The sequence below is a fragment of the Bradyrhizobium sp. SBR1B genome, assembly GCF_014198205.1.
In the GTDB taxonomy this organism is placed as follows: Bacteria; Pseudomonadota; Alphaproteobacteria; order Rhizobiales; family Xanthobacteraceae; genus Bradyrhizobium.
Window position 1 is genome coordinate 94,412 of record NZ_JACIHC010000016.1, and the last position, 16,087, is coordinate 110,498.

The 16,087-nt window shown below is 64.9% G+C and carries 15 protein-coding genes and 1 pseudogene; 5 read left to right on the top strand and 11 right to left on the bottom strand.

Translation table 11 applies throughout. The features are described from left to right. Positions 1–20: 20 nt before the first annotated feature. Complete coding sequence (locus tag GGD61_RS30610) at positions 21–1,505, bottom strand: HWE histidine kinase domain-containing protein (RefSeq protein ID WP_092262551.1); 1,485 nt, start codon at positions 1,503–1,505, stop codon at positions 21–23. 13 nt (positions 1,506–1,518) lie between these two features. Further along, a complete protein-coding gene (locus GGD61_RS30615) occupies positions 1,519–7,815 on the bottom strand; it encodes a HAMP domain-containing protein (RefSeq protein ID WP_018321742.1) in 6,297 nt (2,098 codons plus the stop codon). Positions 7,816–8,091: 276 nt separating this feature from the next. On the opposite strand from GGD61_RS30615, the gene GGD61_RS30620 reads away from it, so the two are divergent. Then, positions 8,092–8,385: a hypothetical protein gene (locus tag GGD61_RS30620; RefSeq protein ID WP_092262554.1), complete on the top strand. Its 294-nt coding sequence runs from the start codon at positions 8,092–8,094 to the stop codon at positions 8,383–8,385. 18 nt (positions 8,386–8,403) lie between these two features. On the opposite strand, the pseudogene GGD61_RS30625 reads toward GGD61_RS30620, so the two are convergent. Next, a pseudogene (locus GGD61_RS30625) lies at positions 8,404–8,903 on the bottom strand (DUF4142 domain-containing protein). 94 nt (positions 8,904–8,997) lie between these two features. On the opposite strand from GGD61_RS30625, the gene GGD61_RS30630 reads away from it, so the two are divergent. From GGD61_RS30630 to GGD61_RS30635, 3 genes are all read left to right on the top strand, one after another. After that, the gene (locus GGD61_RS30630) at positions 8,998–9,192 is read left to right on the top strand and encodes a hypothetical protein (protein ID WP_092262557.1); all 195 of its coding nucleotides are present in this window, start codon (positions 8,998–9,000) and stop codon (positions 9,190–9,192) included. Positions 9,193–9,309: 117 nt separating this feature from the next. Further along, on the top strand, positions 9,310–9,441 hold the full coding sequence (locus GGD61_RS41300; RefSeq protein WP_283806143.1) for a hypothetical protein: 132 nt from the start codon (positions 9,310–9,312) through the stop codon (positions 9,439–9,441). 69 nt (positions 9,442–9,510) lie between these two features. Further along, positions 9,511–9,732 (top strand): hypothetical protein, encoded by a 222-nt coding sequence (locus GGD61_RS30635; protein ID WP_028144043.1) that lies wholly within the window; start codon positions 9,511–9,513, stop codon positions 9,730–9,732. A gap of 258 nt (positions 9,733–9,990) precedes the next feature. On the opposite strand, the gene GGD61_RS30640 is transcribed toward GGD61_RS30635, so the two are convergent. Further along, complete coding sequence (locus GGD61_RS30640) at positions 9,991–10,239, bottom strand: hypothetical protein (RefSeq protein WP_183231748.1); 249 nt, start codon at positions 10,237–10,239, stop codon at positions 9,991–9,993. Between the two features lie 173 nt (positions 10,240–10,412). Here GGD61_RS30640 and GGD61_RS30645 point away from each other — a divergent pair, with 173 nt between their 5' ends. Beyond that, a complete protein-coding gene (locus GGD61_RS30645) occupies positions 10,413–10,571 on the top strand; it encodes a hypothetical protein (protein ID WP_018321736.1) in 159 nt (52 codons plus the stop codon). A gap of 148 nt (positions 10,572–10,719) precedes the next feature. Here GGD61_RS30645 and GGD61_RS30650 read toward each other — a convergent pair whose 3' ends face one another. The 7 genes from GGD61_RS30650 to GGD61_RS30680 all read right to left on the bottom strand — a co-directional run bounded on the left by GGD61_RS30650 (position 10,720) and on the right by GGD61_RS30680 (position 15,986). Continuing rightward, positions 10,720–11,205: a hypothetical protein gene (locus tag GGD61_RS30650; protein ID WP_183231749.1), complete on the bottom strand. Its 486-nt coding sequence runs from the start codon at positions 11,203–11,205 to the stop codon at positions 10,720–10,722. Further along, positions 11,205–11,552 (bottom strand): DUF3147 family protein, encoded by a 348-nt coding sequence (locus GGD61_RS30655; RefSeq protein WP_092262571.1) that lies wholly within the window; start codon positions 11,550–11,552, stop codon positions 11,205–11,207. Before GGD61_RS30655 ends, GGD61_RS30650 begins: the two co-directional genes overlap by 1 nt. Beyond that, positions 11,549–12,127, bottom strand: coding sequence for a phosphatase PAP2 family protein (locus tag GGD61_RS30660; RefSeq protein WP_092262575.1), 579 nt, complete (start codon positions 12,125–12,127; stop codon positions 11,549–11,551). The genes GGD61_RS30655 and GGD61_RS30660 overlap by 4 nt, the downstream gene beginning before the upstream one ends. A 90-nt stretch (positions 12,128–12,217) precedes the next feature. Next, on the bottom strand, positions 12,218–13,108 hold the full coding sequence (locus tag GGD61_RS30665) for an SDR family oxidoreductase (protein WP_092262578.1): 891 nt from the start codon (positions 13,106–13,108) through the stop codon (positions 12,218–12,220). A gap of 208 nt (positions 13,109–13,316) precedes the next feature. Next, positions 13,317–13,868, bottom strand: a complete 552-nt coding sequence (locus GGD61_RS30670; RefSeq protein WP_092262580.1) for a DUF4142 domain-containing protein — start codon at positions 13,866–13,868, stop codon at positions 13,317–13,319. 85 nt (positions 13,869–13,953) lie between these two features. Continuing rightward, positions 13,954–14,181, bottom strand: coding sequence for a hypothetical protein (locus tag GGD61_RS30675; protein ID WP_018321730.1), 228 nt, complete (start codon positions 14,179–14,181; stop codon positions 13,954–13,956). 8 nt (positions 14,182–14,189) lie between these two features. After that, positions 14,190–15,986: a thiamine pyrophosphate-requiring protein gene (locus GGD61_RS30680; RefSeq protein ID WP_092262582.1), complete on the bottom strand. Its 1,797-nt coding sequence runs from the start codon at positions 15,984–15,986 to the stop codon at positions 14,190–14,192. Positions 15,987–16,087 lie beyond the last annotated feature (101 nt).

A 16,087-nucleotide genomic window follows, 5' to 3' on the forward strand; every position in this document is an offset into this window, starting at 1 on the left:
CATCCTGATCGCATCGCGCTTCAGCCCGAGGCGCGTTGCAATTCGGCGGAGCCGGGGGCGTCGAATTTTCCGGGTGCGGTCGTCGCCGTCTTGCGTGTCAGCGGCACCTCGAGGCGGCACAACAGTCCTTCGGCTCGCCAATCGAATTGCGCCTGTCCACCGAGCTGGGACTCGACGCTCGCAAGCAGGCTCCGCGTGCCGAAGCCGCGAGATTTCGGGGTCATGACGAGCGGACCGCCGGACTCTTCCCACCTCAGCGTCAGCAGCTGGTCCTCGACTTGCCAGCCGATCATGAGCCGTCCCGACCTGGTCGAGAGTGCGCCATACTTGGCCGAGTTGGTGAAGAGCTCGTGCAACGCGAGCGCCAGCGTCTGGGCCGTCGCCGGCACCAACTGGACCTCCGGACCCGCCAATACGATCTGGCCGCCGAGCGAATAGGGCGCAAGCTCCTCGTCGATCAGCTTGGAGAGCTCCGCGCCCTGCCAGCTCGACAGCGACAGGATGGTGTGCACGCGCGCCAGCGCGTTGATGCGTCCCTCGACGGCGTTGACATAGGCCTTGACCTCGTCGGCACGGGTGAGACGCACGATGGACTGCGCCAGCGCCAGCGCATTCTTGGCGCGATGATCGACTTCCCGCGCCAGCAGATTCTGCCGTTCCTCGGCTCGCTTGCGTTCGGTGATGTCCACGGTGACACCGCTCACGCGCACGACACGACCGCTGTCGTCGACCGTCGCGGCCGCCGTGCCGACGCACCAGCGCACCTCACCGTCGGGCCGCACAATGCGAAACTCGGTCTCATAGGCCCGCGTGCCCTTGAACTCGGCGATCGCCTTGCGCAACTGATCGACGTCGTCGGGATGCAACAGCGCCTGAACGTTGGCCGGATTGACCTCGAAGCTCTCCGGGCCGACGCCAAAGATGCGATATTGCCCCTCGTCCCACATCCAGTCGCCGCTGATCCAGTCCCAATCCCAGGAGCCCATCTTGCCGGCGGCGATCGCCATGCTGCGCCGCTGCTCGCTTTCGCGCAGCTTCGCGGTGGAGTTCTCCAGTTCCGCGGTGCGCGCGCGGACGCGGTCCTCGAGCTCCTGGTTCAGCCGTTCCAGCTCGCGGGTCTTGCGGTACAGCTCGGCAAACACCTTGATCTTGGCGCGCAGCACCTCCGGCACGACCGGGACCGGCACGTAGTCGACCGCGCCCATCTCGTAGCCGCGCAACCGGTCGATGTCGCTGACCTGGATGGCGGAGATGAAGATCATCGCGGTCTTCTGGAAGCGCGGATGCTCGCGGATCATCGCGGCGAGCTCGAAGCCGTCGAGCTCGGGCATGCAGACGTCGACCAGGATCACCGCGATCTCGGTCTTGAGCAGCACCTCCAGCGCCTCGCGTCCGGACGAAGCGATCACGAGGTTCTCGCCGAGTTCCTTCAGGATCACCTCATAGGCGAGCAGCTTGGCCGGCTGGTCGTCGACAAGCAGGATGTTGACCTTTTCGTGGTCCATTCGCGGGCCCAACTCAGCGGTGCAGCCACATGCGGATCGCAAGCAGCAATTGATCGGTGTTGACGGGTTTGGCGAGGTAATCGGACGCGCCGGCTTCGAGGCATTTTTCCCGGTCACCCTTCATCGCCTTGGCGGTCAGCGCGATGATCGGAAGGCGGGCGAAGGCCGGGTTTTCGCGAATGACGCCGATGGTCTGGTAGCCATCCATCTGCGGCATCATGATGTCCATCAGAACGATGGCGATCTCCGGATTGGATTCGACCAGGGTGACGGCTTCACTGCCGGTCGTGGCAGTCAGCACCTTCATGCCGCGCCGTTCCAGCACGCTCGACAGCGCGAAGATGTTGCGGGCGTCGTCGTCGACGAGAAGCGCGGTCTTGCCGATCAAATCCTCGTCGGAACTGTTCAGCTTCTCCAGCATGCGCTGCTTCTCGACCGGAAGCTCCGTGATCACGCGGTGCAGGAACAGCGCGGTCTCGTCGAGCAGACGCTCGGGCGATTCGACGCCCTTGACCACGATGCTGCGCGCCATGGTGTGGAGTTCCGCATCCTCCTCCGCCGAAAGCTCGCGGCCGGTGAAGACCACCACCGGAACGTTCGACAGCGCCTCGTCGTTGCGGATCTGGTCCAGCACCTCGAAGCCGCTCATGTCGGGCAGCCGGAGGTCGAGCACCACGCAGTCGCAGGGCGCCTCGCGCAGCGTCGAGAGCGCGCCGGCGCCGGTGTCGGTCGTCACGATCTCGATGTCGTCGTGGTGCAGCAGCTCGCGGATCGAAAGCTGCTCGGCCTCGTTGTCCTCGACGATCAGGAGCCGCTTGCGCCTGGGACGCGCATATTCCTTGATCTGCGTCAGCGCGGCCGAGACGCCCTCGGTCGTCGTCGGCTTGTTGACGAAGGAGAACGCGCCACGGGCCAGCGCATGCTGGCGGTCCTCGTCGAGCGTGATGATCTGCACGGGGATGTGGCGCGTCAGAGGATTGTGCTTGAGCTGGCTCAGCACGGTCCAGCCGAGCATGTCAGGCAGGAACACGTCGAGCGAGACTGCTCTCGGCTGGTACTGCTTGGCAAGCTCCAGCGCCTCGGCGCCGCGGCCGGCGACCAGAACCTTGAATCCCTTGTCGCGCGCGAGGTCGACCAGCACACGTGCATAATGCGGGTCGTCCTCGACGATCAGGAGGATGCTGTCGCCAGGCTCGAGGTTGAGCCGGTCGTCGGGAAGCTGCTCGATGACGCGCTGCTGCTCCGGCGCGGCCGGCTGCAGCGCCGGCGGCTGGTTGTATTGCTGCGGCGCGGGTGCGGCGCGCGGCGCGAGCGTCGGGCCGGAATATTTGAGCGGCAGATACAGCGTGAACGACGAGCCCTTGCCTGGCGAGCTGCGCAGATGAATCTCGCCGCCGAGCAGGCTTGCCAGTTCGCGACTGATCGCAAGCCCAAGGCCAGTGCCGCCATATTTCCGGCTGGTGCCGGCGTCGGCCTGCTGGAACGCCTCGAAGATCAGCTTCTGCTTCTCCAGGGGAATGCCGATGCCGGTGTCGGACACTTCGAACGCGATCACCGCCGGCGCGGAGTTCAGTACCGGATGATCCGTTCCCCAGCCGCCGACCGCGGCGGCGACATTGAGGCGCACCTCGCCTTCGGCGGTGAACTTGAAGGCGTTGGAGAGCAGGTTCTTCAGCACCTGTTGCAGGCGCTTGGAGTCGGTGACGATGCTGCGTGGGAGGGCCGGATCGACGTCGATCTTGAATGACAGATTGCGGTTGTCCGCCTCATGCCGGAACGGCCGTCCGACGGTCTCCAGCAGGTTCGCGGTCAGGATTTCCTCGGCGTCGACCGTCACCGTGCCGGATTCGATCTTGGACAGATCCAGAATGTCGCTGATGAGATTAAGCAGGTCGGTGCCGGCGCCGTGGATGGTGCGGGCGAATTCGACCTGCTTGGCCGAGAGGTTGCCGTCCGGATTGTCGGTGAGCTGCTGTCCGAGGATCAGGATCGAGTTCAGCGGCGTGCGCAGCTCGTGGCTCATATTGGCGAGGAATTCGGACTTGTACTTCGAGGTCAGCGCGAGCTCGGTCGCCTTTTCCTCGAGGGCGCGGCGAGCCTGCTCGATCTCCTGGTTCTTGCGCTCGACCTCGACGTTGCGCTCGGCGAGCTGCTGTGCCTTCTGTTCGAGCTGGTCGTTGGTCTGCTGCAATTCGCGCTGCTGGGTCTGGAGTTCGCCGGCAAGCTGCTGCGACTGCTTGAGCAGGCCTTCGGTCTGCATGGTCGCTTCGATCGAATTGAGCACGATGCCGATGGAGTCGGTGAGCTGCTCCAGGAAAGTCATCTGCGAGGTCGTGAAGGAGACGAGCGAGGCGAGCTCGATCACGGCCTTGACCTGGCCCTCGAACAGCACCGGTAGCACGACGAGGTTCTTCGGCGCGACCCGGAACAGCGCCGAGTTGATCGGCACCGCGTCGGACGGAATGTCGGCGACCACGCGCGGCCGCTTGTCGAGCGCGCACTGGCCGATCAAGCCGTCGCCGAACTGCAGCACGCGCTGATACGGGTAGATGCCGTCACTGGCATAGGAGGCCAGCAGCAGGAGCTGCGGATTGTCCTCGCTCTCGACCTGGTAGATCACGCCGGTATGGGCGTTCACCAGCGGCGACAGCTCGGTGAGCAGCAGCCGGCCCACCGTGGTGAGGTCGCGCTGGCCTTGCAGCATGTTGGTGAATTTGGCGAGGTTGGTCTTCAGCCAGTCCTGCTCGGTGTTCACGTCCGTCGTGAGACGGAGGTTCGTGATCATCGTGTTGATGTTGTCTTTCAGCTCGGCGAGCTCGCCGCGGGCGTCGACCTGGATCGACCGCGTCAGATCGCCTTTGGTCACGGCGGTCGCGACTTCCGCGATCGCGCGCACCTGCGAGGTGAGGTTGGCCGCGAGCAGGTTGACGTTACCAGTGAGGTCCTTCCAGGTGCCGGCGGCGCGGGGCACGTCGGCCTGGCCGCCGAGCCGGCCTTCGACGCCGACCTCGCGTGCCACCGACGTCACCTGGTCGGCGAAGGTCGCGAGCGTCTCGGTCATGTTGTTGATGGTATCGGCGAGAGCGGCGACTTCGCCCTTGGATTTCACAGTGAGGTTCTGCTTGAGGTCGCCGTTGGCGACCGCGGTCACAACCTTGACGATGCCGCGGACCTGCTCGGTCAGGTTCGCCGCCATGAAGTTGACGGTGTCGGTGAGATCCTTCCAGGTGCCGGCGACGCCGGGCACCTGGGCCTGGCCGCCGAGCTCGCCCTCGGTGCCGACCTCGCGCGCCACGCGCGTGACTTCGCCGGCGAAGGCGTTGAGCTGGTCCACCATGGTGTTGATGGTGTTCTTCAGCTCGAGGATTTCGCCCTTCACGTCGACGGTGATCTTGCGGGACAAGTCACCGCGCGCGACCGCCGTGGTCACTTCGGCGATGTTGCGGACCTGGGTGGTGAGGTTCGCCGCCAGCAGGTTGACGTTGTCGGTCAGATCCTTCCAGGTGCCGCCGACGCCGGGCACGACGGCCTGACCGCCGAGCCGGCCTTCGGTGCCGACCTCGCGCGCCACGCGCGTCACTTCGGCGGCGAAGGAGCGCAGCTGCTCGACCATGGTGTTCAAGGTGTCCTTGAGCAGCAGGATCTCGCCGCGCACGTCCACCGTGATCTTCTTCGACAGGTCGCCGCCGGCGATGGCGGTCGCGACCTCCGCGATGTTGCGGACCTGGGCCGTGAGGTTCGAGGCCATGAAGTTGACGTTGTCGGTGAGGTCCTTCCAGGTGCCGGCAACGCCGGGCACTTCGGCCTGACCGCCGAGCTTGCCTTCGGTGCCGACCTCGCGCGCCACGCGCGTCACTTCGCCGGCAAAGCCGTTGAGCTGGTCCACCATGGTGTTGATGGTGTTCTTCAGCTCGAGGATTTCGCCCTTCACGTCGACGGTGATCTTGCGCGACAGGTCGCCGCGCGCCACGGCGGTGGTCACTTCGGCGATGTTGCGGACCTGGGCGGTGAGGTTGCCGGCCATTGAGTTCACGGAGTCCGTCAAGTCCTTCCAGGTGCCGGCGACGCCGGGCACGTTGGCCTGTCCGCCGAGGCGGCCTTCGGTGCCGACCTCGCGCGCCACGCGCGTCACCTCGCCCGCGAAGCGGTTGAGCTGGTCGACCATCGTGTTCAGCGTGTCCTTGAGCTGAAGGATCTCGCCGCGCACGTCCACGGTGATCTTGCGCGACAGGTCGCCGCCGGCGATCGCGGTCGCGACCTCGGCGATGTTGCGAACCTGGGCGGTGAGGTTGCCCGCCATCGAGTTCACGGAGTCGGTCAAGTCCTTCCAGGTGCCGGCAACGCCGGGCACGCCGGCCTGGCCGCCGAGCTTGCCGTCGGTGCCGACCTCGCGGGCGACGCGCGTGACTTCGCCGGCGAAGGCGTTGAGCTGGTCGACCATGGTGTTGAGCGTTTCCTTCAGCTGAAGGATTTCGCCCGACACGTTCACCGTGATCTTCTTCGACAGATCGCCCTTGGCGACCGCGGTCGCGACCTCGGCGATGTTGCGGACCTGGCCGGTGAGGTTCGAGGCCATCGAGTTGACGCTGTCGGTGAGGTCCTTCCAGGTGCCGCCGACGCCGCGCACGACGGCCTGGCCGCCGAGCTTGCCTTCGGTGCCGACCTCGCGCGCGACGCGCGTGACCTCGCCGGCGAAGGCGTTGAGCTGGTCCACCATGGTGTTGATGGTGTCCTTCAGCTCCAGGATCTCACCGCGCACGTCCACCGTGATCTTCTTCGACAAATCGCCGCCGGCAACTGCCGTCGTCACTTCCGCGATGTTGCGGACCTGCGCGGTCAGGTTCGAGGCCATCGAATTGACGCTTTCGGTGAGGTCCTTCCAGGTGCCGGCGACGCCGAGCACGTTGGCCTGGCCGCCGAGCCGGCCCTCGGTGCCGACCTCGCGTGCGACGCGCGTCACTTCGCCGGCAAAGGCGTTGAGCTGGTCGACCATGGTGTTGAGCGTCTCCTTCAGCTGAAGGATTTCGCCCGAGACGTTCACCGTGATCTTCTTCGAGAGGTCGCCGCTCGCGATGGCGGTGGCGACGTCGGCGATGTTGCGGACCTGCGCGGTCAGGTTCGAGGCCATGAAGTTGACGTTGTCGGTGAGGTCCTTCCAGGTGCCGGCGACGCCAGGCACCTGCGCCTGGCCGCCGAGCTTGCCTTCGGTGCCGACCTCGCGCGCCACGCGGGTCACTTCCGAGGCGAACGAGTTGAGCTGGTCCACCATGGTGTTGATGGTGTCCTTCAGCTCCAGGATCTCGCCGCGCACGTCCACCGTGATCTTGCGCGAGAGGTCGCCGCGCGCCACGGCGGTGGTGACGTTGGCGATGTTGCGAACCTGCGCGGTCAGGTTGCCGCACATCGCGTTGACGGAGTCGGTCAGGTCCTTCCAGGTGCCGGCGACGCCGGGCACGATCGCCTGGCCGCCGAGCTTGCCGTCGGTGCCGACCTCGCGCGCCACGCGCGTCACTTCGGAGGCGAAGGAGCGGAGCTGGTCCACCATCGTGTTGATGGCTTCCTTGAGCTGGAGGATCTCGCCGCGGACGTCGACCGTGATCTTCTTGGAGAGGTCGCCGTTGGCGACCGCGATCGTCACCTCGGCGATGTTGCGAACCTGGTTGGTCAGGTTGTTCGCCATCGAGTTGACGCTCTCGGTAAGGTCCTTCCAGACGCCGGTCACCTCAGGCACCTGGGCCTGGCCGCCGAGCTTGCCTTCGGTGCCGACCTCGCGCGCCACGCGCGTCACCTCGGAGGTGAACACGCCGAGCTGCTTGATCATGGTGTTGACGATGGTCGCCGACTGCAGGAATTCGCCCCGGAGCGGACGGCCATCGACGTCGAGCTTGACGGTCTGAAGCAGGTCGCCTTGCGCCACCGCGGCGACCGCACGCGTCACCTCGCGGGTCGGCCACAGCAGATCGTCGATCAGCGTGTTGACGGAGCCTTCCATGTCGGCCCAGGAGCCGGAGGCGAGGCCGAATTTCACGCGCTGGCGCGTCTTGCCCTCGCGGCCGACCACCTGGCCGACCAGCTCGAGCTGCTGCGCCATGCGCTGGTTGGCGGCGATGATTTCATTAAAAGTGTCGGCGATCTTGCCGTCGATGCCGAGATAGTCGCCGCTCATCCGGACGGAGAAATCGCCGCTACGCATGGCCTGCAGGGCGAGCAGCAATTCGGCCCGGGAATCCGGATCCGATACACCATTGGGTTTTGGCTTTGGGACGCGACGACCGGACCGTGATGCAGATCCGGGATCGAGGTCGCTCATACTGATTCCCCCGCAGGTGTCGGCCGAATCCACGGCAAGACGCAATTGTCAAAATAGAGCGTCAGCCAAATTCGAAATCAAGCGCCAACGTGTGACGCGAGGTATGGAACCTGTCTTGCTCAGCCCGACGGCATTAACCGCAATCCGCTGAATTGGTTCCATTGGGGTCCAAAAAAGAAACGGCATCGGCGACCCGCCCCATTGTCGGTCCCCGGAAGGCCCCTTCGGAACGGAGCGCCGAGCCTCGCGGTTAGCCCCAAAACAGGGAGAAGGGATATGAAAGCAGGACTTGCTGCGATCGTCGTCATGCTGTTTGCCGGGTCAGCCTTGGCACAGGGCGGGGCGCCCAGCGGCCGGGGGTCGATGACCGGCGATCCCGCCGCGAGCTCCGCCAGCCCGAAGGCGGATTCACCGACCACGGGGGCGGCGACCCGGTCGAACCCGAGCGGAAGCGGCACCTCATCTTCGGGCGGCAAGGATGACAATGGCGATGCGGGTCGGGACAAGATGCCGGAGAGCGATCGCACCGTGCGGCCGCAGAGCCAGCAACATCATCCGAACTCCAAGTAAGAACTCCAAGTAACGAGGCTACTTGTCCGCCATGGTGCGCTCGGCGTTCTTGACCTGCGCGCGCAGCATCGGGAGCTGCTCGCGCGCAAACGTTGCGAGCGCCGCATTGTCGGGCGCCTTCAGGTAGCTTTCGAGCAGCTTGATGGCCGATTCGTATTCCGGAATCTGCGAGGCATAGAAGCTTCGGACGTAAGTCGGTCCGTCCGAGGTTTCGGGCTCGATCAGGCTGGCGCCGACGGACGTCGTCTTGCCGACGCGCGGCTCCGCGCCGATCGCCTCCTGGATCTGCTTCAGCGCCTTGTCGCGCTTGGCAGCTTCCTCGGCACGCAAGGCGGCGAGGTTCTTGACCTCGGCGTTGCCCTTCAGATCGGTTCCTGCTGGAAGCGGCTGAAATCATAGAGGCCGCTGATGACGTCGGTCGCGCTCGGAGGGCGGTCGCCAGACTTTCGTTCACCGGTGCTGTCGGCAAGCGCGGCGGTGCTGATGAATGCCAGGACGATCGCGACAGGAACTCGCATCGATATCAAACAGCGAATCGCGTGCGAAGTTCCCTGAACATTACGATCCGGAAAGCGGGTTGCGACGCGAGAGTTCCGTCCCCACGTCTTCAACATGAAACAGTCTGACATCTTCAGGGATAATGCCGACAACTGTCTTCAGCTCGCTGAGCGCGCCGAGGGACAACCCGCTCATAAGCGCTTTTCGCGCATGGCGGACGCCTGGACGGCGCTCGCTCACGAGCAGGATTGGCTTGATGGCGAAATTCCTCCCGTCGTGGTCCGTTTCCCTCAAAAGCAGGATGCGTGAGGGCCCTCTCTTCGTGAATCCGCGTGTGAGACCGCTCACGGAACACAAGTGACCAATCCAGGATGATCAGGGAATAGTCGATCGCGTTGGTTTTCGCTTCCAGAAGGAGGTTTTGTGATGGCTCCACGTCTGGCTCTTCTTTCACTCATTCTCGCCTTTGGTGTCTCGGTTGCGTTCGCGACGGTGACGACGGTGCGCCAGGTTCATCTGGAGAAGGCATCGGCTGCGGTCCACGCGGCGCACAGCTAACGCCGCGCCGGAACATTCGACGCCGCAGTGCGTAACCGCTTCGACACATCAGGAGAGGCGAAGCACATCATGGCCCATTCCGACCACGGCATCGTCAAGGACAAGCGGGCGGAGGAACAGCCGCGCGACAAGCAGCGCGCGCAGTCCGTGCACAAGACGGATCCGCAAAAGACGGGTTCGAAAGGCTCACCGTCGCGGGAGGCGACGCGCGATCCCAAGCTGAACGACAACAGCAAGACCCCGGGCTCAGGCATGACGCCGGACGATTCCGGCGACGCGCCGAGCGGCTAAAGCATGATCCGGAGAAGCGCGCAGCGGTCTTCCGGAAGAAAGGATCATGCCTAAACAACAACCTAAAGCGCGATGACGATTCATCCTCATCGCATCGCGCTTTAGACGCAACGGATTAGCGCGAGGAACGAATCCTCGCGCAAGGCGTCGATAGGTTGCTTCCGGCTGTCATGCCCCCGGTGCGCCGGAAGCAATCTCCAAGGACGGCCCTGGCACCCACGGTGCCGGGGTCGTTCGCTTATGAACGGTTCTTGCGGGTCAGCCCCCTGTGCCGTTCTCGGGATCTTCCTGAGTATGTCCGTCGGGTCCGCGGCCGAACACGCCGAAGCTGCTCGACTTCACACCCGCACCTGCGTCGACGCCGACGGCGGCCAGTCCGAACCTGAGCAGTTCGCGGACCGCTGCCGCACGCGTCGGCATGCGATGTTTGAACCGGAAATCGTCAACGGCGGCCAACTCGTCCGGCGAGAGCATGACCTGAAGGCGCTCGGCGCGAAGGTCGTTCATGGTCGATCACGCAATTGAGTAGATTGAGTAGGTTACTCAACAAACTAACTTGGCGGGAGTTCCACAAGAGTCGAAAAAGACGCCAAATGAGTAAGAAAGTATAGCAAAATCAATAGGTTATTATTGAAACGACTTTGGCGGTGGCGCATTCTCTTGGAAAAGGGAGAGAAGCCATGACGGACGAAGTCAGGTTGCCCCGAAAGCTTTCCGAAGAGCCGGAAGCCCCCAAGCCGGTGCGTCCCAGCCACCAGAAGGTCATCGAACAAGTCGAGCGCTGGGCCAACAGCCCGGGGCTGCAGCCACCGAGGACGGAAGATGCGAAGACGATCTGAGCCACATACATTCGAGCAGCGTCTCGGGGCGCAGAAGCTGCGGCTGGAGCACGAACTGTCGGGCTTGGCGGACGGCCCCCAGCGTGACGTTATTCTGGCGCGCATCGATCAGCTTCAGACGGCCGCCGAAATGTATGGTTTTCTGAAGCTACGGGAAGAGGCCGCGGCCCCTCGCTGATGGCCCCATGCGTTCGGTCTGCGTGGTGCGCGAGGTGATGCGAAGCTTTCGTCGCAGCCACCACGCCGACACCGACACGGCCGCCCATACCAGGATGGCGGCCACGAATGCGCCGATCACGGTTGTCGAAACCACGACATAAAAGACTGCAGCAAATGCCGCCAGGCCGATGCTTCCCAGGCCGGCACCGGCGGCATCGAGCGCCGCGGCCTGCTGCCCGCGTCTGTCTCCGCTGAGGCCGGCCTTTTCCTTGGCGCGGCGCTCATGGCTTTCGATCAGCGTTGCGCTGGCGCAGAAGATGGCGGGGAGCGCGAGGAAGAGGCCGCCGACGGAGACGCCGAAACCTGTGGTCACGGCCCCCGCGAGGACGGTCGCCAGTCCGCCGAGCAGAAAGCGGATACCATACTCGTACCACCGCGTCTGTTTGAGCGCCGATGTAGACAGTTTGACCAGCATCAGGCAGCACCTCCGAAACCCGCGAGCAGAGCGAAGGCGACGACGAGCCATGCGGCAAAAGCGAGGGTGGTGGCTGGCAGAGCGGAGAAGTGAAACCTCATCAGGAGATGGCAGACGACGAGGCTGTAGCAGCCGAGTGCGATGGCACCATAGATCATCGTCCAGCTTTCGGCGGCGACATATCGCGGGCCGTGCTGGACGACGGCGATGCTGAGGGTGGCCAGCGCGACCGACGGCGCCGCGCCGAGCAGACCGGCAAAGCTCTTCGGTCGAAGCATGTCGCCCAGGATCGCGAAGGCAGAGACGATCAGGCCGCCGGCGATGAAGCGCAGGAGATATTCGGTCATGACCGGACCCGCGAGGCTTTAGGCCGCCGTTTCGCCAGCGTGAACGGCCTGAACAGTCGCTCTACGGCGACGCCAAGCGTAAAGCCCGCCACCACATCGCTGGCCCAATGCGCCAGCACCACGACGCGCGTCAACGATAGCACCACGGCAAGGGCGCGGACCGCCCGACGCCGGGCAGGCGGCAACAGGCCGGCCGCCGAGGCGAGCGCGCCCATATGCACGGCGTGACCGGAGGGAAATGCGTCGCGGGATCGCCCCGAGAAGGGGACGCCGCGCCAATGACCGGTGACGGTCAGCCGGTCCGGCCTGGTCTGATCGAACACGGACTTCAGAACGTGCGGCAGTATGGCCGTCGCCAGCGAGACCATCAGAACGTGATCTGCAACGGGACGCTGCTGCGGGTGCCGCAGCCGGGTGTAGAGCCATCCCGCAGCGGCCAGCGCGATGAGCACATGCTCGTCGGCCCCCCAGGTCAATATCTGGGTGGTATGCTCAAGCCCCGAGTTGGTGTTGTGTGCGATCTCGTTCGCGATCGCCGTATCGATCCGGGTGGGTTTGACTGTTACGAGCGCCATCGGTGAGCCGGCGATATTTCCTCCATGACAGATTTGTAAAAGCTTGGAGACAAAGATGGTTCCTGAGCTCCAGCGAGCGTCCCAGCTCTGCTAAGGCTGCCCCGATCCACCCGCCGCCCCGTAAACCTGGCCGGTCGCATAGCTGGCGTCGGCGGCGGCAAGCTGCACGTAGATCGAGGCGAGCTCGACCGGCTGGCCGGGGCGGCCGAGCGGCGTCATGCCGCCGAATTTCTCGAGCTTCTCCATCGTTGCGCCGCCGGAGACCTGAAGCGGCGTCCAGATCGGCCCGGGCGCCACGCCGTTGACGCGGATGCCCTTCGACGCCAGCTGCTTGGCCAGTGCCTTCACATAGTTCATCGTCGCTGCCTTGGTCTGCGCATAATCGTAGAGATCGGGCGAGGGATCGTAAGCCTGCTCGGAGGTCGTGCCGATGATGCAGGATCCTGGCTTGAGATGCGGCAGCGCCGCCTTGATGATCCAGAATGGCGCGTAGATGTTGGTCTTCATGGTTGCGTCGAAGTCCTCCGAGGAGACGTCGAGGATGGAGGCGCGCGCCTGCTGCCGGGCGGCATTGTTGACGATGATGTCGAGACCGCCAAGATCTCGCACGGTCTGCTCGACCAGCCTTTTGCAGAACGCTTCCTCCTGGAGATCGCCGGGGATCGCCAGCCCGGTGCGACCTTCCTTCTTGATCAGCGCGATCACCTCCTGCGCATCCGGCTCTTCTGCCGCCAGGTAATTGATGGCGACGTCGGCGCCTTCGCGCGCATAGGCAATGGCGGCGGCGCGGCCCATGCCGGAATCGCCGCCGGTGATCAGCGCCTTGCGGCCGGCGAGCCGACCGGAGCCCTTGTAGCTGGTCTCGCCATGGTCCGGCCGCGGCTCCATCTTGCCGGCGAGGCCCGGCCAGGGCTGCGACTGCTTTTTGAACGGCGGCTTCGGAAAGCGGCCGACGGGATCGATCAGCGGCTGCTCGGCCATGTGCGGATCTCCTTTCGCGGTGGAAGACGCCAGCGTGCCGCGGCGAGCGACATGCTCGCGGCGCGAACGACGTGCCGGCTGGATATTGGGGTCCTGTCCTGCTGGGCCACGATGCTCTCCGCGACGTCCGTGATCGCAATCCACGGGAGACAGGCATCGGTGCCGGGACGCAGAGGACGCCGGCAAAGCCGGCGCCCGCGTTCGAGGTTTACTTCGCCTGGCCGACGCTCGGCGCCTTGCCGAGCTCCTTGGCCATGTCGAGATGGTGCTTGAGCGCCGGCAGAGTCTTGCCGGCCCAATCCTTCAGCGTGGAATTGTCGCCGCCCTTGGCGTAGCGCTCGAACAGCGACACGGCATCCTCATGGGCGCTCACCTGATAGGAATTGTAGTCCGAGCTGAAGTCCTTGCCATTCGCACTCTTGAGCTTGTCGAGCTTGCTCTGGTGCGAGCTGTCGAGCGCCGTCGGCAGGGTCGCCTGCACCTTGCCGTCACCGACGAGGCCCTTGAGCTCGGTGCTGGTCTTGGTGTGGTCGGTCACCATCTGTTGCGCGAAGCTCTTCTCCTGCGCGTTGCCCTTTTGCGTGGCAAGGTTGCTCGACTCGATCTCGAACATGTCGCTGATGGCGACCTGCTTGACGAAGTCGGCAGTCGTTGGCGCGACGCCGAGCGCCGAATTGACGCCGGTCTTCTCGCCCAGCGACTGGGCGATCGCGGGCCCGGCGACAAGCACGCAGGCAAGGGCGATGATGGTACGTTTCATGGTTCGGTCCCTCCGTGGGCGCGCGGCCTCTTGCCGCGTGGTGTTGCGCCGATCAACACGTCGCATGCACCGAGGTTCCTAACGACTAATCCGTCGGATTCCGCCCGGTGCGCGGATTGATGGGATCGGTCGGTTTGCGTCGAAGCCGCTCGGGCAGAAACGGCTCGGCGGGGGCGGCCGTGGCGTCGGCACGCACATCGGCATGGTGCTGCGCGCGCTCGTGCGGAGTCTTGTTGTCGTTGAAATGGTATTTCACGTCGACGCCGTCGACGGGATCGTTGACGCCGTGCTGGATGTCGCGAAAGTCACTCATGGTTGACCTCATTGCTTTCCGGGCAGGATCGTTTCGAGCACCTGCCGCGCTGCTCCCTTGATCATCCCGCTTTCGTTCGGATCGCCCTTCAAGAGGGCGAGCGAGAAGTTCTTGGCCTGCTGAAGCGTGATATGCGGCGGCAGCGGCGGCACTTCGGGATCGGTCTTCACCTCCAGCACGACGGGCATCTCGCTTCCCAGCGCCTGCTCCCAGGCCGAGCCGAGCAGCTGCGGGCTGTCGACGAAGATGCCGCGCAGGCCGATGAGCTCGGCGAAGCGTGAATAGGAGACGTCGGGAATGCGCTGCGAGGCTTCGAATTTGGGATCGCCGTTGATGATGCGCTGCTCCCAGGTCACCTGGTTGAGGTCCTCGTTGTTGAAGACGCAGACGATGAAGCGCGGGTCGCGCCAGGAGCGCCAGTATTTCGCAGCGGTGATCAATTCGGCCATGTTGTTCATCTGCATCGCGCCGTCGCCGACGAGGGCAATCACCGGACGGTCCGGATGGGCGTACTTCGCGGCGAGCGCATAGGGCACCGCGGCGCCCATCGAGGCGAGGCCGCCGGAGAGCGAGGCCGTCATGCCGCGCCGCATCTTCAGGTCGCGGGCGAACCAGTTGGCGCAGGAGCCGGAATCGCTGGTGATGATCGCGCGGTCGGGCAGGCGCGGGGACAATTCCCAGGCGACGAGCTGCGGATTGACCGGCGCTGCCGGCTGATGTGCCCGGCCATCCAGCGTTTTCCACCATGTCGTGACGTCGTCTTCGATACCCTGGCGCCAGGCGCCGTCGCTCTTGGGTTTCAGCCGCGGCAACAGTGCGCGCAGCGTCTCGGCGGCGTCGCCCACGAGGCCGACCTCCATGGGAAAGCGGATCGACATCATGCCGGCGTCGATGTCGATCTGCACGCCCCGCGCCGCGCCTTCCTTCGGCAGGAACTCGGCGTAGGGGAAGGCGGAGCCGACCATCAGCAGCGTGTCGCATTCCATCATCATGTTGTAGCTGGGCTCGGTGCCGAGCAGGCCGATCGAGCCGGTGACCCACGGCAGGTCGTCGGGCAGCGCTGCCTTGCCGAGCAGCGCCTTGGCGCAGCCGGCCGAGAGGCGGTCAGCGACGGCGATCACCTCGTCGGTTGCGCCAAGCGCGCCGGCGCCGACGAGCATCGCGACCTTCCTGCCGGCATTCAGCACTTCCGCGGCGCGATCGAGATCGGCCTCACGCGGCATAATGCTGGGCGCGCTGTAACCAATGCCGGAATGCAGCGTGCCGTGTGCACGTGGCGGGCTCTCGAAGGCTTCTTCCTGCAGGTCGTTGGGCAGGATGATCGCGGTCGGGGTCCGCCGCGCCAGCGCGATCCGCACCGCTCGGTCGATCAGGTGTCGCACTTGCGCAGGCGAGGATGCCTGCATGACGTAGGCGCCGGCGACGTCCTTGAACATCGAGAGAAGGTCGAGCTCCTGCTGATAGTGTCCGCCGAGAGCGTTGCGGGCCTGCTGGCCGACAATCGCCAGCACCGGCTGGTGATCGAGCAGCGCATCGTAGAGCCCGGTGATGAGATGCGAGGCACCTGGGCCCGAGGTCGCGATGCAGACGCCGAGCTGCCCTGAGAATTTTGCGTAGGCGCTGGCCATGAATGCCGCCATCTCCTCGTGCCGCGCCTGCACGAAGCCGATCTCTTCTGCCTTGCCTTGGGCCCGGCTCATCGCGCCGAACACGCCGTTGATGCCGTCGCCGGGATAGCCGAAGATGTGTCGCACGCCCCATTGATGCAGACGCTGGACGATGAAGTCGGAGACGGTCTGAGACATCGCGCGTGGCTCTCGGTTGTGCGTGAAGTTCAGAGAACGGCTCCTTCCCTGCGATGTTCCTGGCTCGCTTCCGGGAACATCTGCGCCGGAACGATCGCTTG